The organism is Wenyingzhuangia sp. IMCC45467, assembly GCF_054111205.1.
Genome location: NZ_CM134196.1, coordinates 1,527,293 through 1,549,056, shown reverse-complemented (window position 1 = coordinate 1,549,056; position 21,764 = coordinate 1,527,293). Strand labels below are relative to the sequence as shown.

Sequence of the window (21,764 nt, the reverse complement as noted above, 5' to 3'; positions counted from 1 at the left end):
ATACTCTTAGTTGATTTTTGTTTCAAATCCGTCAATACTCACAGAATTCTTTTCAGTCCAATAAGCTTCTATTTTTTCTTGTCCTTGTTTTTGAGCCCAATCTTTTAAAACAGTTCTATCTTCTTTATAATCCATAAAAGGAACTGCATATCCACAAGAAGTTTGTACTAAGTCAACTTGCATTTCTATAATTTGTCTAGATCCAGGGGTTGTTGGGAATAAATCTATAAATTCTTGATATTCTTTATCTCTAGGGTGATAAATGTTGGCAGTACCATACAATCTTAAAATCATGGGTTTTCCTTCAAAAGCACAAAACATAATGGTCATTCTGTCATTTTTTAATAAATGTGCAGCCGTTTCGTTTCCGCTTCCAGTTAAGTTTAACCAAACAATTTTGTTTTGATTTATTACTCTAAAAGAATCCATTCCTTTAGGAGAAACATTTACGTTTCCTGTTTTTGCTGCTGTACCTACAAAAAATATTTTTTGATTTTTTATGAAGTCTTGTAGATCAGGAGCTATTTCTGTGAATTTTTTTCCCATTTTGTAAAATAATTAAAAAGTAAATATATCAGAATAATGTTGAACAATTGGAAAAGGATAACAATAATGATATAGATTTTTATGGTTTAATATAATTTTTGGGTGTTCTAAAAGCTATAATATTGTTGTTTATTGTTTCCTTTTTTAGAATTAGCAACTATTGGTATACTGTTTCTGGGTGTTTTTAGCTATCTGTTTTACCCAGTAATGAAAAAGATTAGCTTTTTTAAATATAGATTTTACTTACGTAATATTTTCTCCATTTTTTTTCCTTTAGCCAATTCATCAACCAATTTATCAAGATAGCGTACTTGTTGGGTTAATGGATTTTTTATTTCTTCAATTCTATATCCACATATAAGACCTTTAATTAAGTGTGCATTTGGATGTAAATTCGCGCTTTCAAAAAATGTTTTAAAAGTAGCTTTTTCTTTTATTAATTGCTCTAATTTTTTTTTATCAAAGCCTGTTAGCCATTCAATTACCATATGTAGTTCCTCTATAGTTCTTCCTTTTTTCTCTATTTTGGTAATGTAATGTGGGTAAACAGAAGCAAATGTTAAATTAGATATACGTTGATTGTGTTTCTCGGTAGCTTTCATTTTAATACTTTGTTTTAAGGTATTAAAAATACGGAATAACTGATTAGGTTGTTATCCATAAAGAAAACCCTCACAGAAATGTAAGGGTTTTACTAAAATATGTTTTAAGGGCTGATGTTTTTTAAAAAGGAACATCATCATCATTATCTGGTTGTACAGGAGCATCAAAAGCATCTGCTGGATTGATACTACTAGACAAATCGTTAAAACTACTGTTCATAGAAGATTCTAGTTGACCACCAAAATCATCTTCTAAATCGGAGAATTTTGCTAAATGACCTGTAAACTTTAATCTGATATTATCCAATCCACCATTACGATGTTTGGCTACAATAAACTCTCCCTGACCTTCACATGGGCTATGATCATCATCATCCCATTCAGTCATTCCATAATATTCTGGACGGAAAATAAATGATACAATATCTGCATCTTGCTCAATCGCTCCAGATTCACGTAAATCGGATAACAAAGGACGTTTACTACCTCCACGAGTTTCTACCGAACGAGATAACTGAGACAGTGCAATTACAGGAATGTGTAATTCTTTTGCTAAGGCTTTAAGGTTACGAGAAATCATAGAAATTTCTTGTTCACGGTTTCCTCCAGCTGCACCACCGGCAGTCATCAACTGCAAGTAGTCAATTACAATAACTTTAATATCGTGTTGTGATTTTAGTCTTCGGGCTTTTGCACGTAAATCAAAAATAGATAACGATGGTGTATCATCAATAAAAATAGGAGCTTCGGATAAGTTTTTAACTTTTACGTTTAATTGTTCCCACTCGTGTGGTTCTAAAGTTCCTTTTCTTAATTTTTCTGAAGACAAACCAGTTTCCGAAGAAATCATACGAGTAATTAACTGTACTGATGACATCTCTAATGAGAATACGGCAACTCCATGATTAAAATCAATAGCCATGTTTTTGGCCATAGAAATTACAAAGGCGGTTTTACCCATACCTGGACGAGCGGCAATAATAATTAAATCTGAAGGTTGCCAACCAGAAGTTAAAGCATCTAATTTTGTAAATCCAGTAGCAAAACCAGACATTCCTTCTTTACCTCCTAACTCTTCAATTTTTTTAAGAGCTTGTCTTACTAAAGAATCAGAGCTTTCAGAACTCTTTTTTAAGTTTCCTTGGGTAACCTCAAAGAACTTGGTTTCTGCCATATCTAATAAATCAAAAACATCGGCAGTTTCATCGTAAGATTGTTCTATAATTTCACTAGAAATAGTAATTAATTGTCGTTGAATGTATTTCTGTAAAATAATACGTGCATGAAATTCAATATGGGCTGATGAAGAAACTTTTTGAGTCAATCCAATCAGGTAAAAATCGCCCCCTACCATATTCAGTTTTCCATCCTTTTTTAACTGGTTAGAAACTGTTAATAAATCAATAGGTTCCGAGTTTTGAAACAAAGTATGAATGGCTGCATAAATAGCTTGATGTTGCTCTTTGTAAAAGGCATCAGCATGTAAAATATCAATAATAGTATCAATTCCTTTTTTATCAATCATCATGGCTCCAAGTGCAGCTTCTTCCATATCTACTGCTTGTGGAGGGATTTTTCCGTGTGCCAAATTGATGATTTTACTCTTATCAATCTTTTTTCCCGAAAAGCTTTTTGTTTGTTCCATAGAAAGGCAAATTTAATCGATATTCTGATTTTTTAATAAAAAAATGAAAGTTAATTTCTGAACAAAACCTGTTAACAACTTTTTATTTTGTTAATAAGTTTTTTTGAGTCTAGTAAGGCTAGTACATGCAGCGTTTTTTTATTAAAAAGTTCATGGTGTTTTCATAAAAACAACACCGTACAAAGTGTATTTTAGCAAAAAGAAATAAAAGTAAAAAACATGGATTTATCTAAAGTAAAAATGATTGTAACCGATATGGATGGAACTTTGTTAAACTCTAAGCATAACGTAAGTGATTTGTTTTTTGAGCAGTTTAAAGTTTTAAAAGAGAACAATATTAGATTTGTGGCAGCTAGCGGAAGACAATATCACAGTATTTTAGACAAGTTAAAAAGTATTAAGGAACACATTACTATTGTTGCTGAAAATGGTGCTTATGTGGTAGAAAATGAAACAGAATTATATGTAAATGCTATTCATAAAAAAGATATAAAAACTTTAATAAAAATAGCACAGCAAATTCCTGATACACATATTATTCTTTGCGGTAAAAAGAAAGCTTATTTTTTAAAAGATTCAGGAGAGTTTAAAAATATTGTTACAGAATATTATAGCGAGTATGAGTTGATAGATACTTTTGAAGAGCTGCCAGAAGATGTTTTTTTTAAGATTGCTTTGTGTAATTACGAAAGTTCTGAAAAAAACATTTATCCTTATTTAAAAGATATTGAAGGAGATTGGCAAATAAAAGTATCGGCTAAACAGTGGGTGGATGTTGCTTTACCAACCAATCATAAAGGAAATGCTTTGACTCGTATACAGGAACAATATGGTATTTCTGATGCTGAAACGATGGTTTTTGGAGATTATCAAAATGACATAGAAATGTTAAAAAAAGCAAAGTTTAGTTTTGCAATGGAAAATGCCCATAAAGATGTGCAACAAGTGGCAAACTATAAAACATTGTCTAATGATAATTTAGGGGTAGAAACAATTATAGGAAAGTTAATTGCTAGGTTTTAGAGATATTGATGAATTAAAAAAGTGAAAATATTTTCGTTACTATTGTAGGTGTTTTTTAAATGATTCCAAGTAGTATTTCCAAATTCAAATTTGTTTCCAGAGTTATCACTATAAACCCATTTGTTTTGAATATTTTTACTTAGAGTTGCTTTTTTATTTTTAGAGATGTATTCTAAAGTTCCGCTTAAGTTTGTTTTGATAGAAGTTTTTACTCCATTGTTTACTTCTTTATAAGTGTTGTTTCCAAAAATATCTTTTCCTGTTTCTATTTTATTGTTTCTATTGTCTTTAATAATTTCATTATTAAAAATGTCTATGGAGTAAGAAATGGTATAGTTTGCTTCTTTTTTATATTCACGAATTAAATGTTTAAAAAACTGTCGTTTGTGGTTTTCGTTATTTAAAACTTTGGGAAATTTTAAGTCAAGATATTTTTTTTCAAAAGTAACTTTGTTTTTATAACTATCTGTAAAAACAAGATCCTTAAAAATATTTTGTTCTAATGTTGCTTTATAGTTGTTTTTATGTGATTCATAATTTAAGTTGTTAAAAATATCAAGTTCTATATGTTGTGCGTTTGTTTGGAAATAGAAAAGAGCAAGCAGTAAGTAAATAATTTTATTTTTCATAGTCATTTTTAACAGCACTTCTTCAAAAAGCAAACCAAAGAGATAAAACCTATTAAAAAATAGTATTTTTGATTCTTTAAAATAGTTAATAAAAAAATGCATAAGCAAATTAGTAGTGTTCAAAATAGTATCATTAAATCTTTGGTGGTTCTTGGTGAAAAATCAAAAGCACGAAAACAATCGGGTACTTTTATTGTTGAAGGTAGAAGAGAGTTAGGTTTGGCTATGCAGGGAGGATATCAAATTAAACAAGTGTTTTATTACAAAGCATTGTTGCCTCAAGATTTTGATCTTAACCAATTTGCAGCAAAGGAATATATTGAAGTTAGCAAAGAAGTGTATGAGAAAATTGCTTATAGAGCCACTACCGAAGGGGTTTTAGCAGTGGTTAAAGACAAATCTTTAGCGCTAAAAAAGTTAAAATTTAATACCCAAACACCATTAATTATGGTGGCCGAAGCTCCAGAAAAACCCGGAAATATAGGGGCTATATTAAGAACTGCTGATGCTGCTAATGTAGATGCTGTTTTAATTGCCAATCCTAAAACAGATATGTTTAATCCAAACATTATTCGCTCAAGTGTAGGATGTTTGTTTACTACACAAATTGCGACAGGAACCACACAGGAAATTTTAGAATATCTAAAAAAAGAGAAGATTGCAACTTATGCTGCTGCTTTAAAAGAAGATTCAGAATATTACCATGAACAAGATTTTACCAAAGCAACGGCCTTAGTAGTAGGTACAGAAGCAGTGGGACTTTCTGATGAGTGGTTAAACAATGCCAATAAAAAAATTATTATTCCTATGTTAGGGAAAATAGATTCTATGAATGTATCTGTAGCGGCAGGGATTTTAATGTATGAAGCTAAAAGGCAACGTGATTTTAAGTAAAAAGTATTGAGTAAAGAGGAGCTAAGAAGTTAAGAATAGAGAAGTTAAGGAGTTAAGGATTTATAATATAGAAAAGTAAAAAGTTTATAAGTTAAAAGTGAAAAAAAACTTAGTTCTTTAACCAACAACCAACAACCAACAACCAACAACCAACAACCAACAACCAACAACCAACAACCAACAACTAACAACCAACAACCAGAATATGACAGGAAGTATTTTATTTATTATTATCATCGCTTTAATTGTGATCAATTTTATCAAAGATGAAATTATTAGTTTTGTAAATGCACAACATTTTAACGATCCTGTTCCTAAGGAGCTAAAAGATGTTTATGATACTGAAGCTTATGAAAAATCTCAAGCATATAAAATGGCAAATTATCAATTCTCAACCCTTTCAGGTTTGTTTACTTTTATTGTTACTTTGTTATTCTTTTTGTTAGACGGAGTAGCATTAGTAGAGCGTTGGTCTTTACAAATCACTTCAAATAGTTTGTTGCAAACACTAGTGTTTTTTGGAATTATAGGTTTGGTTAGTTCTATCATTCAAATTCCATTTGGTTACTATCATACTTTTGTCATTGAAGAAAAATTTGGGTTTAACAAAAGCACCAAAAAATTATTTGTGATTGATAAGATTAAAGGGTTGTTAATGACTTTGGTATTAGGAGGTGGATTATTGTTGTTAATTACTTGGTTGTATAGTAAAATGGAGCAAGATTTTTGGTGGTATGCTTGGTTGGTTTTCTCGGTGTTTACTGTTTTTTTAACTATGTTTTATTCTAGTTTAATAGTGCCTTTGTTTAATAAACAAACACCTTTAGAAGAAGGGACTTTAAAAGATAAATTAAAAAAATATGCAAAGGAACAAGGCTTTAAATTAGACAGTATTTATGTGATTGATGGTTCCAAAAGATCTACAAAAGCCAATGCTTATTTTACTGGACTAGGACCTAAAAAAAGAATAGTGTTGTACGATACCTTGGTGAATGATTTAAGCGAAGAAGAAATTGTAGCAGTTTTTGCACACGAAGTTGGACATTACAAAAGAAAACACACTACTTTTAATATGATAGCATCTTTGTGTTTAACAGGATTTACATTATTTATTTTAGGTAAATTATTGGGGAATCCATTGTTAGCAGATGCTTTTGGGGTTGACAACAGCAGTTTTCATGTAGGAATGTTGGCATTCGGAATTTTATACAGTCCTATTTCGGAGATTACAGGAGTTATTATGAATTTTATTTCCAGAAAATTTGAATACCAAGCAGATGATTTTGCCAAAGAAACTTTTGATGGGAAGTATTTAATATCATCACTTAAAAAACTATCTAAAAACAGTTTAAGTAACTTAACTCCGCACAAATGGAATGTGTTTTTTCATTATTCGCATCCAACCTTGTTACAACGAGTATTGAATTTGAAAAAATAGTCGTTTTTCGTATAAAAAATAGTATATTTATTTAGAAGTGACATACGAATTTACTGATGGTGTTTTAAAAACGCCATCGGTAATTTTTGTTTTAAAAAAGATTGGTTTATGGGCTATATAATTGATGCAGAAGCGGAAAATAAAGAAATTACGCGTAGGTATAAAGACCTTTTAAAAGATAGCTATCAATACTTGTCGGAAGATGATAAAAAATTGATCCGTAAAGCATTTGATATTGCTGTAGAGGCACACAGTGAACAACGAAGAAAAACAGGAGAGCCATACATTTATCATCCCATTGCAGTTGCAAAATTGGTAGCAGTAGAAATTGGACTTGGAGCTGTGTCTATTGCTGCAGCTCTGTTGCATGATGTAGTAGAAGATACCGATTATACCATAGAAGATATGGAACGCTTGTTTGGTGAAAAAATAGCTAAAATAGTAAACGGATTGACCAAAATCTCTAGAATGAGTAAAGACCAAATGGCCTCTATTCAAGCAGAGAACTTCCGTAAAATGTTGCTAACGCTAAATGATGATGTTCGCGTTATTTTAATAAAAATAGCAGATCGTTTACACAATATGCAAACCATGGATGCGATGCCACCTCATAAACAGGTTAAAATAGCATCTGAAACTTTATACATATATGCTCCTTTGGCTCATCGTTTAGGTTTGTTTAACATCAAAAGTGAGTTAGAAGATTTAGGCTTAAAATACACCGAACCAGAGGTGTATAATTCTATTGAGAAAAAAATAATAGCCAATAAAGACAATCAGTTAGATTACATAGAAAACTTCTCTTCTAAAATTAGTGAAGCTTTAGAAAGACAAGGATTTAAATTTGAGATAAAAGGAAGAACCAAATCCATTTTTTCAATCCGTAAAAAAATGCTCTCACAAGGAGTAAAATACGAAGAGGTGTACGATAAGTTTGCTATTCGTATTATTTATGATTCTGAAGGAGAGAATGAAAAGTTTGATGCTTGGAAAATATATTCAATTGTTACAGATAATTACAGACCTAATCCTAGTCGTTTAAGAGATTGGATATCACAGCCTAAAACAACAGGGTACGAGGCTTTGCATATTACAGTAATGGGGCCAGAAGGACGTTGGGTAGAAGTACAAGTTCGTTCTAAAAGAATGAATGAAATTGCAGAAAAAGGATATGCTGCTCACTTTAAATATAAGCAAGGTGATATTAATGAAAGCGGATTAGAATCTTGGTTAAATAGGTTAAAAGATACTTTAGAGAATCATAGTATGAATGCTGTTGATTTTGTTGAGGATTTTAAATTAAACTTATACTCTAAAGAAATTTTTATTTTTACTCCAAGAGGAGATATTAAATCTTTGCCAAAAGGAGCATCTGCACTAGATTTTGCTTTTAGCATTCATACAGATATTGGATTAAAATGTAGAGGGGTAAAAGTAAATGGAAAATTAACTCCGCTAGATAGGGTTTTAAATAGTGGAGATCAAGTAGAGGTCATTACTTCTGAAAATCAAAAACCATCGGAACGTTGGTTAACTTTTGTAGTTACTGCCAGAGCAAGAGCTAAAATTCGTCAAGCCTTAAAAGAGGAAGAAAGAAAAGTGGCTGCGGATGGAAAAGAATTGTTGAGAAGAAAATTACGTCACTTAAAAATTGAACCTACAGATAAAAATTTAGGGGCAATGGTGTCTTATTTTAAGCTTAAGACAACTTTTGATTTGTTTTATAGAGTAGGAGTAGGTACTATAGATAATACTCAAATAAGGAATTTTGCCAATCAGCAAACCAGTACCTTTGCCAAGTTGTTCCGTAGAACAAAATCAGATCCATCTAAAGTAGAAAAGAAAGAAGTGCTGTCTACCAATTACGACATGCTTTTGTTTGGAAATGATAATGAAAGGTTAGAATATACATTGGCTAAATGTTGTAACCCTATTCCAGGAGATAAAGTATTTGGGTTTTTAACCGTGAATGAAGGTATAAAAGTTCATAAAACAAATTGTCCTAATGCCATTAGTATGCAGTCAAACTATGCATACAGAATAATGAAGGCACATTGGGTAGATTCAACCAAGCAAGAATTTAAAGTAACCTTAAGTATTACGGGAGAAGATAGCGCTGGTATGCTAGGAAATATTACTAGAGTTATTTCTAACATTAATAACGTAAACATTAATAGCTTAAACATATCTGGTGATGGAAGCCTTTTTGAAGGGAAATTTACCATTACCATTAATAACAAAAATAAACTGAAAAAAATAACACAACAGTTACAAGGTGTAAAAGGGGTAAAGCGTATAAAACGTATTATTTAAAAAAAAGCCCTATTTTTTAACAGGTTAAAACAAATAAAAGTATAAATTTGCATCTTGCTGTTTTTAAACAACAACCAGTCATGGATACTAAAGAAAAAAATCAAGAAATCGTTAAAAATGTGTTTGTTAAGTTTTTAGAAACTAACAAGCATCGTAAAACGCCAGAACGTTTTGCCATTTTACAGGAAATTTATGATTTAGAAGAACATTTTGATATTGAATCTTTATATATCAATATGAAAAATAAAAAGTACCGTGTAAGTAGAGCAACACTATACAATACTATAGAGTTGTTGTTAGAGTGTGGATTGGTTAGGAGACATCAATTTGGACAAAACCAAGCACATTACGAAAAAAGTTTTTTTGATAAACAGCATGATCATTTGATTTTAGATAATGGAGAGGTGGTAGAGTTTTGCGACCCTAGAATACAAACCATTAAAAAAACTATAGAAGACGTATTTGGAGTAGAGATTCATAAACACTCTCTATATTTTTACGGAACTAAAAAAGAAAATTAGAATTATACATTTATAAAGTAAGATGGCGGTAGATTTATTATTAGGCTTGCAGTGGGGTGATGAAGGAAAAGGAAAAATAGTTGATGTTTTAACTCAAAATTACAACTTAATATCTCGTTTTCAAGGAGGTCCAAATGCAGGACATACCTTAATTTTTGACGGGCACAAACATGTTTTACACACAATTCCTTCTGGAATTTTTCACAAAGATGCAGTGAACGTTGTAGGGAATGGTGTAGTAATTGATCCTGTTATTTTTAACAAAGAAATAGAAAACTTATCTCAGTTTGATATTGACTTTAAAAAAGTCTTATTAATATCTAGAAAAGCACATTTAATTTTGCCAACCCACCGTTTGTTAGATGCTGCATCTGAAAAAGCAAAAGGGAAAGATAAAATTGGTTCTACTCTAAAAGGTATTGGTCCAACTTACATGGACAAAACAGGACGTAACGGAATGCGTGTTGGAGATTTAGAGTTAGATAATTGGAAAGAAATTTTTGAAACTTTAGTTCAAAAGCATGTTAAAATGATCGATTTCTACAATGTAGAATTAGAATACGATTTAGATGCATTAAGAGAAGAGTTTTTTACAAGTGTTGCAGAATTAAGAAAATTAACTTTTATTGATAGTGAAGAGTATTTACACCAAGCTATTAAAAACAATAAAACTATTTTAGCAGAGGGAGCTCAAGGTTCTTTATTAGATGTTGATTTTGGAACCTATCCATTTGTAACCTCTTCTAACACAACAGCTGCAGGAGCTTGTACTGGTTTAGGAATAGCACCTAACCAAATAGGAGAAGTATTCGGAATTTTTAAAGCTTATACTACTCGTGTAGGTTCTGGACCTTTCCCAACAGAATTGTTTGATGAAGATGGAGCAACCATGGCAAAAGTAGGTCATGAGTTTGGAGCTACAACAGGTCGTGCACGTAGATGTGGATGGTTAGATATGGTAGCTTTAAAATACGCTTGTCAAGTAAACGGTGTTACTCAATTAAATATGATGAAAGCTGATGTGTTATCAGGTTTTAAAACTTTAAAAGTGTGTACTGCTTATGAATATAAAGGAGAAGTAATCACACATTTCCCTTATAATATTGAACCAGAAAACGTAAAACCAATTTATACTGAATTACCAGGATGGCAAGAAGATTTAACAGGAATGACTTCTGAAGATCAATTGCCACAAGGCTTGTTAGATTATATTGCTTTTATAGAAAAAGAAACAGGAATTAAAATTACCATTGTTTCTGTAGGACCAGATAGAAAACAAACTATTGAAAGATAAATAGTTATCAAAATATTTATAAAAACCTCATCAATTTTTTGATGAGGTTTTTTGTTTTAAATAAAAAGACTTGTTCTTTTTTGTGGCACTATACTTGACTGTTCAATTGTTTTATAAAGGTTTCAAAAAATAGCACGAATAAAGTATCTTTGTTAACGTATGAAAACATCAATAAAACTAAATATATTGTTTTTGTTCCTTTCATTTTTAGGAATGTCTCAAGAAAGCAAAATAAAAATATTACATGCTAACCAAACATATGCAGACCAAAAGCAATATCCCAATGCATTGGTGTTAAATGGAGCTGTTCGTGTACAGCACAAAGGAGCTATTATGACTTGTAAAAAAGCATTGTACTACCGATTAGATAATAGGTTGTATGCATATGGTGATGTTGTGGTAAATCAAGGAGATACCATTAAACAATATAGCGATCACTTACAGTATGATGGAGATTCAGAAAAAGCACTCTCATGGGGAAAAGTGTTGGTAAAAGATAAAGAGATGACTTTAACCACAGATACCCTCCGTTTTAATAGAGCTACTCAGGTGTTGAGTTATGATTGTTTTGGTAAAATTGTAAATAAACAAAACACCTTAACAAGTCAAATAGGTGAGTATTTTGCCAATGATAAAAAGTTAACAGCCAGACAAAATGTAGTGGTTGTAAATCCTGATATGACCTTAAAAACAGGCCACTTAGATTATTATACAGAAACAGGGAAAAGTTATTTGTACGGGCCTTCAACCATTAAGAACAAAGAAAGTGATTTGTATACAGAAAGAGGTATTTATGATACGAGATTGTCTTTGGGGTATTTGTTGAAAAATTCTGTTATCTATCATCAAGATAATGAGATAGAAGGTGATAGCTTGTATTATAATCAAACCAATGATTTTGCTTCAGGAACAGGGAATTTAATCATTACAGACACTGTAAACAAAATTGTTGTTAAAGGTGATTATGGTGAAATATATAGACGTAAAGATTCCATGATTGTTACAAAAAGACCTGTGGCAATTTCTATTGTAGACAAGGATTCTATGTATATTCATGGCGATACCATTTCTATTACAGGAAAAGAAAAAAACAAATTGATGAAAGTCTTTCACCATGTAAAATTTTTTAAATCTGATTTAAGTGGAAAATGCGATTCTTTGGTTACTAAAGAAAGTGATGGGATTACAGAATTGTTTAAAAATCCAATTCTATGGTCGGGAGAAAATCAAATTACAGGAGATAGTATAAAATTGTTAAGTGATAAAATTACAAACAAATTAGATTCTTTAAAGATTGTAAAAAATGCTTTTATTGTTCAAAAAGACAGTGTAAAAGGATACAATCAAATTAAAGGAAAAGATATGTTTGGTAAATTTATAGAACAAAGACTATCTACTTTATTGGTAAAAGGAAATGGAGCGGTTATTAATTATGCAAGAAGTGAAGAAACCAATGAGTTAACAGCCATTATGAAAATGGAATGTAGTAACATACTGTTTTCATTAAAAGAAAATAGAATGGAAACTATTAAGTTTTTAAAACAGCCTGACGGAAAAACATACCCTCCCTCTAAATTTCCAGAAGATCAAGCTTTATTAAAAGGATTTATTTGGAGAGGAGATGAACGTCCGTTAACCAAAGAAGATATTTTTAACCATGACTAATTTAAGAGAAGATTTTTTTAAACATCAAGCTCAGACCTCACCTTATCCGTTGGTTATTGAGGTAGCAAGTGCTAAAGGTTCTTATGTATATGATACTAATGGCAAAGCTTATTTAGATTTTATAGCAGGAGTTTCTGCCAATAGTTTAGGTCATGGTCATCCTAGGGTTACCAAAGCCATTAAAGATCAGGTAGATGCTTATAGTCATGTTATGGTGTATGGAGAGTTTGTGCAACAACCACAAACAGAACTTTGTAAGCTATTGGCAGCTATTTTACCAGAAAATTTAAATACTGTTTATTTAGTAAATTCTGGTACTGAGGCAACGGAAGGAGCGTTAAAATTAGCCAAAAGAGTTACCAAAAGACATGAAGTTGTAGCAGCAAAAAATGCTTATCACGGAAATACACAAGGTTCAATGAGTGTATGTGGAGCAGAAATTCAAAATAGGGCATTTAGACCACTTATTCCTGGAACAAAGTTTATTACCTATAACAGCATAAGTGATTTGTGTAAAATAACAACAGATACTGCAGCTGTTATATTAGAAACTATTCAGGGGGGTGCAGGATTTATAGTATCACAAAATCGTTACTTAGAGAAAGTACGTAAAAGATGTGATGAAGTTGGAGCTTTATTAATTCTGGATGAAATTCAATCAGGAATTGGACGTACAGGAAGCTTTTTTGGATTTGAACATTATAATTGTACTCCAGATATTGTTGTTACAGGTAAAGGGTTAGGTGGAGGAATGCCAATAGGAGCTTTTATTAGTAGTTTTGAAAACATGTCTATGTTAAAAGAAAATCCAGTATTGGGACATGTAACTACTTTTGGAGGACACCCAGTAATTGCTGCTGCTGCTTTGGCAACAGTTAAAGAAATTACAGAAAGCAATTTAATGCAAGAAGCTTTACGTAAAGAACAGTTATTTAAAGATGGCTTACAGCACCATGCTATTAAAGAAATTAGAGGTAAGGGGTTGATGTTGGCTTTGATGATGGAAACTGCAGATATAGCTAGTCAAGTAGTATTAAAATGTATGGAGGAAGGTTTGTTATTGTTCTTTTTGCTATTTGAAAAAAAAGCTGTGAGAATTAGTCCACCACTTACTATTTCAGATGAAGAGATAAAAATTGGCTGCGCAAAAATAATAAAAGTAATAAACGAAATTATTGCATAAAAAAGAGCTTGTCTAAAAAGTATTAGAAAACGTTATTCTGAATTTATTTCAGAATCACAACATGCTGTTAAACAGTTGTTGTGAGAAACTTAAACAGGTTCAGTTTGACTAAATTTTTACTTTTCAGGACAGCTCCTTGTGAATATCTTTATTTCTATAAGTAAATACTTTGTAAAGTATTAGAAATGAATGGTGTTGAGTGTTTTAAAACTAATTTTAGTAAATCATTTTAGGTGTGTAAAATAATTCTTTTAGGGTTAAATCATTACTTCGGTTAAGCCTTCCGAGAATTTTAAAAAAGACAATCGCTGTAATGTATGCATCTCCAGAGGCAGTGTGCCTGTCTTTCTTTTTTACTTTGAGTTCGTCACAAACTTCATCTAAGCTAAATACTTTGGTAAATGCTTCAGCATACAATTGATGTTTGGTTTTTTTAAAAAGAATACCAGTGTCTAAAACCTTGTTTTTTAATTTTGGAAGTCCCATTCTTTTTAAGGCGTAATTAACACAAGCCACATCAAAACTAATATGATGTCCTACTAATATAGCACCTTCAATATATATAAGAAACTTTTTAATAGCCTGTTCCTCACTTATTTTTTTTAGTTTTCCTTTTTTTAGAAGGCCATGAATAGCTACACTTTCTCTATTAAAAACATCTTGCTCTAAATACAGTTCAAAATTGTCTTTTACATTAATGGTATTGCCGTTTATAGTAACAGCCCCCATAGATAAAATTCTATCTTCTTTAGGATTTAAACCAGAAGTTTCACAATCAAAAACTACAAATTTGGAATCTTTAATGTTTTTAGTTTGAATGTTTTTTAAAGTATCTACATAGGTTTTCCAATACTCAGGTAAATGTCTTTTTTTTAAGAAATACGCTATGTTTTTTTTGATGTAATTCCACATAGGTTCTATTTATAAAACGGGTTGAAAACGGATGGTGATGACTTCTTGAATACTTTTTATAGGTTTAAAACAACGTCTTAGTTTTACTTTGTCTGATTTTGATAAGTTTTCTAATTTGATAAATTTACCATCATCTTCTCCAAGTGTAGTCAATCCATTTTTGGTTTTGTACTTTAATAAAGCTTTAAAAGCGTAGGCACAAGCTTCGTATATTTCTGCATTCTGAGGTTCAATTTCTCTTAGTTTATAATATCTTTCTGCCGTGTTATTGATTCCTTGCAAATTATGTTGAAGAGTTAAAATTCTAGCAGCATCAATTAATGGCATTAAGGCTCTTTGTTTGATGTTGAAATGATCTTTATGAGCCCCATCTTGATCAACTAAAAACTGTCTAAAAAAACCTAGTGGACTTGGGCTTTTTAAGGCATCTTTAGCCATAAACATATAAAATCTACTGTTGTTTTCGGTGCTTTCGTGAACAACGGCAGTCATATCGTTTACCAATTCTTTATCACCATAAACAAAGTTAAAGTCAAAAAAGATAGAACTTAATAAAATGTTTTTTTCAGTAGGATTAAAGATCCAATCTTTAAACTGATCTTCCCATTCTTTTTTTGATAAACACCACTTAGGATTACTAGCCATCATTTCTGCAGGACAATATTCGTAACCAATGGAGTGGAGGTTTTTATTAATTAAAGTAGCAAGTTCTATAAAGAAAGATCTAATGTTTTCTAATTTGTTATCGGGAACATTTTCAAAAATAATGGCATTGTCTTGATCTGTAGGAACCAATTGTTCCTTTCTAGCCTGACTTCCTAAAGCAAAAAAAGCAAATCTTACAGGGGGTGTTTTGTCTAGTTCTTTTATAGATATCTCAACGGCCTTTTGTGTTATAGTTTCATTTAACTCTGCCACTACTGTTAACGTATGTGTAAAAGAAATGTGTTGATTTATATATCTCTGTAAAAGTTCGTTTAATTGTTGTCTTAAATCTCTTAGTCTGGCAATGGTTCTAGCTCTACTAATTTGTTTCATTAAAACAGCAGGATTGTTACTAAGTGATGCTACAATGTCTTGTTGTGTTAACATTCCTAATAACTTACTATCTGGAGTTCCATCTTTGGTAACACATACATTCCCAATTTTGTTTTTAAGCATCATAATCTGAGCTTCGGCAATAGAAATATTAGGAGAAGCAGAAACCACAGGAGAAGACATTATTTTTTTTACATTTTGATCAATAGTAAATTTGCCCGTAGCTACTTTGTGTAACAAATCTTTGTTGGTAATTACACCAGCAGGTTTGTCTTTTTTGAGTACAAAAATAGAACTGATTTTATTTTCACTCATTGTTTTTGCTGCTTCTTGTATGGTTGCTTTATGATTGCAACAAACAGCTAAAGTCATTAAATTGCTAATCTTAGAACTAAAATAATCAGTATTGGTAGTTCTTTTGTAATCGGCAAAAATTCTTTCGTTGTCTTCTTGAGAAAATCTAGTGGCAGAATTGCTGGCAAAACGGGTGATTAAGTATTTACTTACCTCTGGGTTGTTTTCAAACTGTTTGTTAAAATTTTCAATAGGAATGGCATAAACTATAGACTCTTCATAAGCTTTAGCGTTTAAAGTGTAATTTTCGCTAACTATTAAAGGTCTTAAGCCTAATACATCTCCCTCATCACACATTTCTACCTCAATACTTTTTTCGCCTTCTTGCCTGTAAATTCTAATGGCACCTTGGTTTACAATAAAAAAATGTTCTTTAGGTGGTTTACCTTGATTGTATAAAGTTTCGTCTTTATCTAAGTAAATTACTCTAATTTCTTCTGAAAGTTTGTATAAATCATTGTAAGGTAAATTATCAAAAGGAGGATACATTTTAATAAAATCGGTAATTCTTTCTGCAATTGTATTCTTCATTAATGTCTTGCTTTCAGTTTTTTAATAATGTAATTATAGTATTGATTTGTATGAGGTACATAAGTATTTTTATCACTATAATTTTTTTCTAACGTTGTAATATCAATAAGTTTTAAATCGGAAACTTCTTCTTGTTGAGGAGTAAGTTCTTTAATATCAATCTTTAACTGAGCAATATATATATGATGGATTTCATAATCTATTATTCCGTTTGGGTGATGATGTTTCTCTTCAAAAAAGTCAATGTATTTTAATTCTTTTTTATCAACAGTTAAATCAATTTCTTCTTTAACCTCTCTAATAGCAGCTTCTATAGGGGTTTCACCAGAACCAATATGCCCTGCTACAGATACATCCCATAAATTAGGAAAAGTATCTTTGTTTTCTTTTCTTTTTTGAATTAAGATTTTATCATCAGTAGTATAAAACCAAATGTGTACACTAGCATGTAAAATTCCGTTTTGATGAGCAAAACTTTTTAAACAAGCATTTCCGGTAGGTTGTCCTTGTAAATTTACAATATCAATTAATTCATCCATGGCTAAAAAGAAACATTATATACGTAAATATACTATCTTTTTATTTGTAATTTTACACTCTTATTTAGAGAAATATTTGAATGAAATATCCTGAAAATGAATTGGCTCAAATAGTCATTGCTTCTTGTGTAGCCAATCATATAAACGAGGTGGTCATATCACCGGGTTCTCGTAATGCCCCATTAACTATTGGTTTTAGTCAATTATCAAGCATAAATACGTATAGTATTGTTGATGAACGTTGTGCTGCTTTTGTGGCTTTAGGAATGGCTCAACAAACTCAAAAAGCTACTGCAGTAGTTTGTACATCGGGTTCCGCCCTGTTAAACTATTATCCTGCTGTAGCAGAGGCTTTTTATGGAGATGTTCCTTTGGTGGTTATTTCTGCAGACAGACCTAAGCATATGATTGATGTTGGAGATGGACAAACCATTAGACAAGAAGGAGTGTTTAAAAATCATATTTTATTTGAAGCCAATTTAACGGCAATAAAAAATGAGATGGATAGCACCTATAATAAACAATTGCTGTTTAAAGCTATTAAGGTTGCCAATGAACAAAAGGGGCCTGTACACATTAATGTTCCTTTTGACGAGCCTTTGTATAGTTTGGTTGATGATTTATTAGCGTATGATCTTGTAGAAAAGCCAGAACCGCAGTTGGTAAATGAAAAAGTTTTAGAGTTAAGTGAACTAGAACCTATTGCAGAAATTTGGAATAAAGCTACTAAAAAAATAGTATTGATAGGGGTACATCAGCCAAGTGAGTTATTGCAAAAACAAATCAATCATTTGTTAAAAGATCCTTCTGTTTTGGTGTTAACGGAGACTACTTCAAATATTAGCAATAATAATGTAATTAATAGTATAGATCAGTTTTTAGCAGGCTTAACAGAGGAAGATAAACATTATTATCAACCAGATGTTTTGTTAAGTATTGGAGGGTTGGTTGTCTCTAAAAGGATTAAACAATATTTTAGAAGTCATAAACCTAAATATCATTTTTCAGTACACCCAACGGTTGGTTATAATACATTTAATTGCTTAACTAAGCATTTTAAATTGTCTACAGAGTTGTTTTTTAGTCAGTTTTTTTGGTTGACTAAAAAGGTGGATAGTAATTATCAAGCCACAGCATTGTCTGTAAAAAAATTGAGAAAGGAAGCACATCAAAAATATATAGATACTATTGAATTTTCTGATTTTAAAGTGTTTGATTTGATTAACAAGTCTTTACCTTTACCATCTGTATTACAGCTAAGTAATAGTGCTACGGTACGCTATGCCCAGTTGTTTGATATTAAGGACAAGATTTCTGTTTTTTGCAATAGAGGTACAAGTGGTATTGATGGAAGTACTTCTACAGCCATTGGTTTTGCTATAAAAAGTAACAAACAGGTAACGTTGGTTACGGGTGATTTAAGTTTTTTATATGATAGTAATGCGTTGTGGAATAATTACATTCCATCAAATTTTAGAATTATTATTATAAATAATAGTGGAGGAGGAATTTTTAAAATATTACCAGGTCCTAAGCAAACACCTGCTTTGTCTTATTTTGAAACTCCCCATCATTATACAGCGGAGCATTTGGCAAAAATGTATGGCTTTAATTATGTAAAAGCTACGGATGTAGTGGGTACAGAAAAAGAGTTGATGACGTTTTATGACGACAGTAATCAACCAAAAATATTAGAAGTTTTTACACCTAGCATTAGTAATGATGAGGTATTAAAAACTTATTTTGAAATGTTTAAAAGATAAATTATGGAAGAGTTTAAAGAAGGACAAGAAGTTGGTATTGTGATAGGGAGTTTTTCTAAATTAGGAATTACGGTTTTGGTTGATGAGGTTTGTGAAGGAATGTTGTATAAAAATGAAGTATACCAACGTTTAGAAGAGGGACAAAGACTAAAGGCTTATGTTAAAAAAGTTAGAGAAGACGGTAGGTTAGATATTTCTTTACAACCTATTGGTTTTAGGAATAGTATCACTAAATTTCAAGTACAAATATTAAATGCATTAAGAGCTCATAACGGATTTTTACCCATTACTGATAAATCTGAACCTGATACCATTAAGTATGAATTAGGAATGAGTAAAAAAGCATTTAAAAATGCTGTTGGAGGTTTGTATAAAAACAAAGTAATTACTTTAGAAGAAAATGGAATTCGTTTGTTAGAACATGCAAACTAATTATAAACCCAAAAAAAATCAGCCAATTGGCTGATTTTTTTTTTTGAGAATATTAAAGTCCATTTTTAGATTTCCACGAGTTGTATTCATTGTTTAAAGATTTCCCCCAGTTACCATACCATGCATATCCATTTCTTCTTTCATGAGAGATTTCTGCAATGGTTTTTCTTGGACCACTTCCTCTACTACAGAAAAAAGGCTGATTGGGTTCAAATTCGTTGAATAAAGCCTCATGTTGGTTTCCTGTATAATCATCTAAAGTGTAAAACCTTCCCCACATAATATTTCCAGGAGATTCTTTTAATACCTTATCTCCATTCTCTTCCACTAAAGCATATCCTACTATTTTAACTTCATCAAACCAAGCAACTGCTTTGTGAATGGCATCAATAACTTCGGGAGATGGATTGTCTAAGGTCATTAAAAGTCTAATAATTCCTATAGATTCAGACCCACTGTTAGATTCTAATTCATAATCTCTCGCCATGGCAGGTTTTAAAGTAACTTCATCATGTTGTGCACACCAAGCGGTTTTGGTTCCGTTAATGGTTACCTGAGTATTTAATATTACTTGAATTCCTTTGTCAAAAGCGGTTTGGGCTTTGGTAGCATATTCTGTTTTAACAACATCAAAATTGTTTTGTTTGTTAAAGATGTCTCTCATAATATTCATTACATTTCCCATAGCATTGTCGTTATAAGTAATACGGCGACTATAATTATTTCTTAAAGGATAATATTGAGGCCATCCACCATTTTCATATTGTGCTTCAAATAAGTAATCAATTCCTCTTTCTGCAGCTTCTAAGTAATTGGTGTTATTGGTGGTTTTATAAGCACTTAATAATGCTCTAATTTCTCCAATGGTGTGGTTGTTATCAATAGTGGTATCTGTATTGTTTTTTTCGTTTAATGCTCTTGATTTTTCAGCCTCTGTTTGTTCTCTGTCGTATCCAGAAAAATCGTTATAAGGTTCTTTTGGCCATCCACCATTGCTACGTTGCCATAAAAGCATATTTTCTGCTTTTAAATTTGTTGAAATTTCATCGGGAATACCAGAAATAGTCACATTGAGTTCACCTTTTATTCCGCTACCATCTGTGGCAGTGGCTATAATTTTAACCATTCCATTTTTCTTAGGGCTAAGGAGACCACTGCTATTTATGCTAGCAATATTGACATCTGAAACTGTCCAAGTAACAATTTTATTGTTTGCTTCTGTGGGTGATATGGTTGTGTTAAACTGTTTAGGCATGCCATCTGTAATATTTCCTCCTGAAATACTTATGTTTTCTACAAGAATGATAGCCCCTGTTACACCAGATATTTTAATGTTTTTTTGAGCAACAGTCCCAGATTCATCGTTTGCGGTAGCTTTAACTATTACTGAACCATTTTGTATAGGTGTTATTACACCCGATTCTGAAATAAGAGCAATGCTTTCATCAGAAATAGACCACGTAACAGATTTATCAGTAGCATTACTTGGTATGATAGCAATAGGAATTCTGATAGCATTACCATCTGTTATATCACTTGAGTTGATATTAATTTGAGTTACCAAAACATCTTTTTCAATACTGTCTTCTGTACTACATGCTGTTAGTATTAAAAAACTCATTAATTGCAATATCAGTCGTTTTATTTTAGTCATTCGTTATGTTTGTTTAGTAATAGATTTGCGAAAATATCAATGATTGGTTGTTTCTGATGTTAAATTTTAATCAAATACTTTTAAAATTTAATCATATGGGTGTTTTGTGTTGTTTTTATTGAAGAGGGAAAGAGCGTTTTTTATTTTCTTTAATATTCATAAAATATGAAAATATTTAATGTTTAAGGTATGATTTATGATGTTGGTATTGGGGAGAAATAATTAACTTTATAACAAATCAATACAAGTATGAGAACTTTTGCATGGCTAGCTTTTATGCTGGTTTTAATTTCCTGTAATTCCTCAAAAAAAGAAAAATCAGAAAATTATAAAATAACAGAAACTACTAAACTTGAGAAAGAGATTGATTTAGAGGTTTATGATTTTGATGGTTTTGAATCCTTTTTACAAAAAAAAGATAATAAAATTTATGTAGTAAACTTTTGGGCAACTTGGTGTGCTCCTTGTGTAAAAGAGCTCCCGTATTTTGAAAAACTAGGAAAAATTTATAAAAATAAAAATGTAGAAGTGTTGTTGGTAAGCTTAGATTTTCCTAATCAGTACGATACTAAGTTAAAACCATTTATTAAAAACCAAAAACTACAATCAAAAGTAATTGCTTTGGATGATGTTGACATGAATACTTGGATTCCTAAGGTAAATAAAAATTGGTCTGGTGCTTTGCCAGCTACCATTATATATAAAAACGATAAGAGCGTGTTTTTTGAACAATCTTTTACTTATGAAGCGTTAGAAACTGAAGTCAAACAATTTTTAAAATAAATATT

At 31.1% G+C, this 21,764-nt stretch carries 19 protein-coding genes; 11 read left to right on the top strand and 8 right to left on the bottom strand.

The features are described from left to right. Positions 1-6: 6 nt before the first annotated feature. The 3 genes from ACXGQT_RS06580 to dnaB form a co-directional block, all read right to left on the bottom strand. The gene (locus ACXGQT_RS06580; protein ID WP_457830608.1) at positions 7-546 is read right to left on the bottom strand and encodes a pyridoxamine 5'-phosphate oxidase family protein; all 540 of its coding nucleotides are present in this window, start codon (positions 544-546) and stop codon (positions 7-9) included. A gap of 239 nt (positions 547-785) precedes the next feature. After that, positions 786-1,148, bottom strand: a complete 363-nt coding sequence (locus ACXGQT_RS06575; protein WP_457830607.1) for a DUF2200 domain-containing protein — start codon at positions 1,146-1,148, stop codon at positions 786-788. 121 nt (positions 1,149-1,269) lie between these two features. Further along, entirely contained in the window at positions 1,270-2,793 is a 1,524-nt protein-coding gene (gene dnaB / locus ACXGQT_RS06570; RefSeq protein ID WP_457830606.1) for a replicative DNA helicase, read from the bottom strand. A gap of 219 nt (positions 2,794-3,012) precedes the next feature. Here dnaB and ACXGQT_RS06565 point away from each other — a divergent pair, with 219 nt between their 5' ends. Then, entirely contained in the window at positions 3,013-3,816 is an 804-nt protein-coding gene (locus tag ACXGQT_RS06565; RefSeq protein ID WP_457830605.1) for an HAD family hydrolase, read from the top strand. Here ACXGQT_RS06565 and ACXGQT_RS06560 read toward each other — a convergent pair. Next, positions 3,813-4,445: a hypothetical protein gene (locus ACXGQT_RS06560; protein ID WP_457830604.1), complete on the bottom strand. Its 633-nt coding sequence runs from the start codon at positions 4,443-4,445 to the stop codon at positions 3,813-3,815. The genes ACXGQT_RS06565 and ACXGQT_RS06560 overlap by 4 nt on opposite strands. A gap of 96 nt (positions 4,446-4,541) precedes the next feature. Here ACXGQT_RS06560 and ACXGQT_RS06555 point away from each other — a divergent pair, with 96 nt between their 5' ends. From ACXGQT_RS06555 to ACXGQT_RS06525, 7 genes are all read left to right on the top strand, one after another. Beyond that, entirely contained in the window at positions 4,542-5,339 is a 798-nt protein-coding gene (locus ACXGQT_RS06555; RefSeq protein ID WP_457830603.1) for a TrmH family RNA methyltransferase, read from the top strand. Positions 5,340-5,544: 205 nt separating this feature from the next. Next, complete coding sequence (locus tag ACXGQT_RS06550; RefSeq protein ID WP_457830602.1) at positions 5,545-6,777, top strand: M48 family metallopeptidase; 1,233 nt, start codon at positions 5,545-5,547, stop codon at positions 6,775-6,777. A gap of 108 nt (positions 6,778-6,885) precedes the next feature. After that, on the top strand, positions 6,886-9,090 hold the full coding sequence (locus tag ACXGQT_RS06545) for a RelA/SpoT family protein (protein ID WP_457830601.1): 2,205 nt from the start codon (positions 6,886-6,888) through the stop codon (positions 9,088-9,090). A gap of 80 nt (positions 9,091-9,170) precedes the next feature. Continuing rightward, the gene (locus tag ACXGQT_RS06540) at positions 9,171-9,611 is read left to right on the top strand and encodes a Fur family transcriptional regulator (protein WP_457830600.1); all 441 of its coding nucleotides are present in this window, start codon (positions 9,171-9,173) and stop codon (positions 9,609-9,611) included. Positions 9,612-9,633: 22 nt separating this feature from the next. Then, entirely contained in the window at positions 9,634-10,905 is a 1,272-nt protein-coding gene (locus ACXGQT_RS06535; protein WP_457830599.1) for an adenylosuccinate synthase, read from the top strand. A gap of 159 nt (positions 10,906-11,064) precedes the next feature. Beyond that, positions 11,065-12,570 carry an OstA-like protein gene (locus ACXGQT_RS06530; protein ID WP_457830598.1) on the top strand — a complete coding sequence of 502 codons (1,506 nt, stop codon included), beginning with the start codon at positions 11,065-11,067 and terminating at the stop codon, positions 12,568-12,570. Continuing rightward, positions 12,563-13,753 carry an aspartate aminotransferase family protein gene (locus ACXGQT_RS06525; protein WP_457830597.1) on the top strand — a complete coding sequence of 397 codons (1,191 nt, stop codon included), beginning with the start codon at positions 12,563-12,565 and terminating at the stop codon, positions 13,751-13,753. The genes ACXGQT_RS06530 and ACXGQT_RS06525 overlap by 8 nt, the downstream gene beginning before the upstream one ends. 216 nt (positions 13,754-13,969) lie before the next feature. Here ACXGQT_RS06525 and ACXGQT_RS06520 read toward each other — a convergent pair whose 3' ends face one another. The 3 genes from ACXGQT_RS06520 to ACXGQT_RS06510 are packed head-to-tail and all read right to left on the bottom strand — an operon-like array spanning position 13,970 to position 17,127. After that, positions 13,970-14,665, bottom strand: coding sequence for a 3'-5' exonuclease (locus ACXGQT_RS06520; RefSeq protein ID WP_457830596.1), 696 nt, complete (start codon positions 14,663-14,665; stop codon positions 13,970-13,972). A gap of 9 nt (positions 14,666-14,674) precedes the next feature. Continuing rightward, on the bottom strand, positions 14,675-16,588 hold the full coding sequence (locus ACXGQT_RS06515) for a DUF294 nucleotidyltransferase-like domain-containing protein (RefSeq protein ID WP_457830595.1): 1,914 nt from the start codon (positions 16,586-16,588) through the stop codon (positions 14,675-14,677). After that, the gene (locus ACXGQT_RS06510) at positions 16,588-17,127 is read right to left on the bottom strand and encodes an NUDIX hydrolase (RefSeq protein ID WP_457830594.1); all 540 of its coding nucleotides are present in this window, start codon (positions 17,125-17,127) and stop codon (positions 16,588-16,590) included. The genes ACXGQT_RS06515 and ACXGQT_RS06510 overlap by 1 nt, the downstream gene beginning before the upstream one ends. 80 nt (positions 17,128-17,207) lie before the next feature. On the opposite strand from ACXGQT_RS06510, the gene menD reads away from it, so the two are divergent. Together menD and ACXGQT_RS06500 are read left to right on the top strand one after the other, a co-directional pair. Beyond that, complete coding sequence (gene menD, locus ACXGQT_RS06505) at positions 17,208-18,890, top strand: 2-succinyl-5-enolpyruvyl-6-hydroxy-3-cyclohexene-1-carboxylic-acid synthase (protein WP_457830593.1); 1,683 nt, start codon at positions 17,208-17,210, stop codon at positions 18,888-18,890. Positions 18,891-18,893: 3 nt separating this feature from the next. Then, a complete protein-coding gene (locus ACXGQT_RS06500) occupies positions 18,894-19,322 on the top strand; it encodes a DNA-binding protein (RefSeq protein ID WP_457830592.1) in 429 nt (142 codons plus the stop codon). A gap of 52 nt (positions 19,323-19,374) precedes the next feature. Here the strand turns inward: ACXGQT_RS06500 and pelA are convergent, their stop codons facing one another. After that, positions 19,375-20,976 carry a pectate lyase gene (gene pelA, locus ACXGQT_RS06495; RefSeq protein ID WP_457830591.1) on the bottom strand — a complete coding sequence of 534 codons (1,602 nt, stop codon included), beginning with the start codon at positions 20,974-20,976 and terminating at the stop codon, positions 19,375-19,377. Between the two features lie 249 nt (positions 20,977-21,225). Here pelA and ACXGQT_RS06490 point away from each other — a divergent pair, with 249 nt between their 5' ends. Then, on the top strand, positions 21,226-21,759 hold the full coding sequence (locus ACXGQT_RS06490) for a TlpA disulfide reductase family protein (RefSeq protein ID WP_457830590.1): 534 nt from the start codon (positions 21,226-21,228) through the stop codon (positions 21,757-21,759). Positions 21,760-21,764: the final 5 nt, after the last annotated feature.

Bases quoted from the DNA above. Each gene is read 5' to 3' on its own strand.
- ACXGQT_RS06575 (WP_457830607.1), bottom strand. From the start codon at position 1,148: ATGAAAGCTACCGAGAAACACAATCAACGTATATCTAATTTAACATTT.
- ACXGQT_RS06550 (WP_457830602.1), top strand. From the start codon at position 5,545: ATGACAGGAAGTATTTTATTTATTATTATCATCGCTTTAATTGTGATC.
- ACXGQT_RS06565 (WP_457830605.1), top strand. From the start codon at position 3,013: ATGGATTTATCTAAAGTAAAAATGATTGTAACCGATATGGATGGAACT.
- ACXGQT_RS06540 (WP_457830600.1), top strand. From the start codon at position 9,171: ATGGATACTAAAGAAAAAAATCAAGAAATCGTTAAAAATGTGTTTGTT.
- ACXGQT_RS06560 (WP_457830604.1), bottom strand. From the start codon at position 4,445: ATGAAAAATAAAATTATTTACTTACTGCTTGCTCTTTTCTATTTCCAA.
- ACXGQT_RS06525 (WP_457830597.1), top strand. From the start codon at position 12,563: ATGACTAATTTAAGAGAAGATTTTTTTAAACATCAAGCTCAGACCTCA.
- ACXGQT_RS06530 (WP_457830598.1), top strand. From the start codon at position 11,065: ATGAAAACATCAATAAAACTAAATATATTGTTTTTGTTCCTTTCATTT.
- ACXGQT_RS06510 (WP_457830594.1), bottom strand. From the start codon at position 17,127: ATGGATGAATTAATTGATATTGTAAATTTACAAGGACAACCTACCGGA.
- ACXGQT_RS06555 (WP_457830603.1), top strand. From the start codon at position 4,542: ATGCATAAGCAAATTAGTAGTGTTCAAAATAGTATCATTAAATCTTTG.
- menD (WP_457830593.1), top strand. From the start codon at position 17,208: ATGAAATATCCTGAAAATGAATTGGCTCAAATAGTCATTGCTTCTTGT.
- ACXGQT_RS06535 (WP_457830599.1), top strand. From the start codon at position 9,634: ATGGCGGTAGATTTATTATTAGGCTTGCAGTGGGGTGATGAAGGAAAA.
- ACXGQT_RS06545 (WP_457830601.1), top strand. From the start codon at position 6,886: ATGGGCTATATAATTGATGCAGAAGCGGAAAATAAAGAAATTACGCGT.
- ACXGQT_RS06490 (WP_457830590.1), top strand. From the start codon at position 21,226: ATGAGAACTTTTGCATGGCTAGCTTTTATGCTGGTTTTAATTTCCTGT.
- ACXGQT_RS06515 (WP_457830595.1), bottom strand. From the start codon at position 16,588: ATGAAGAATACAATTGCAGAAAGAATTACCGATTTTATTAAAATGTAT.
- ACXGQT_RS06580 (WP_457830608.1), bottom strand. From the start codon at position 546: ATGGGAAAAAAATTCACAGAAATAGCTCCTGATCTACAAGACTTCATA.
- pelA (WP_457830591.1), bottom strand. From the start codon at position 20,976: ATGACTAAAATAAAACGACTGATATTGCAATTAATGAGTTTTTTAATA.
- dnaB (WP_457830606.1), bottom strand. From the start codon at position 2,793: ATGGAACAAACAAAAAGCTTTTCGGGAAAAAAGATTGATAAGAGTAAA.
- ACXGQT_RS06520 (WP_457830596.1), bottom strand. From the start codon at position 14,665: ATGTGGAATTACATCAAAAAAAACATAGCGTATTTCTTAAAAAAAAGA.
- ACXGQT_RS06500 (WP_457830592.1), top strand. From the start codon at position 18,894: ATGGAAGAGTTTAAAGAAGGACAAGAAGTTGGTATTGTGATAGGGAGT.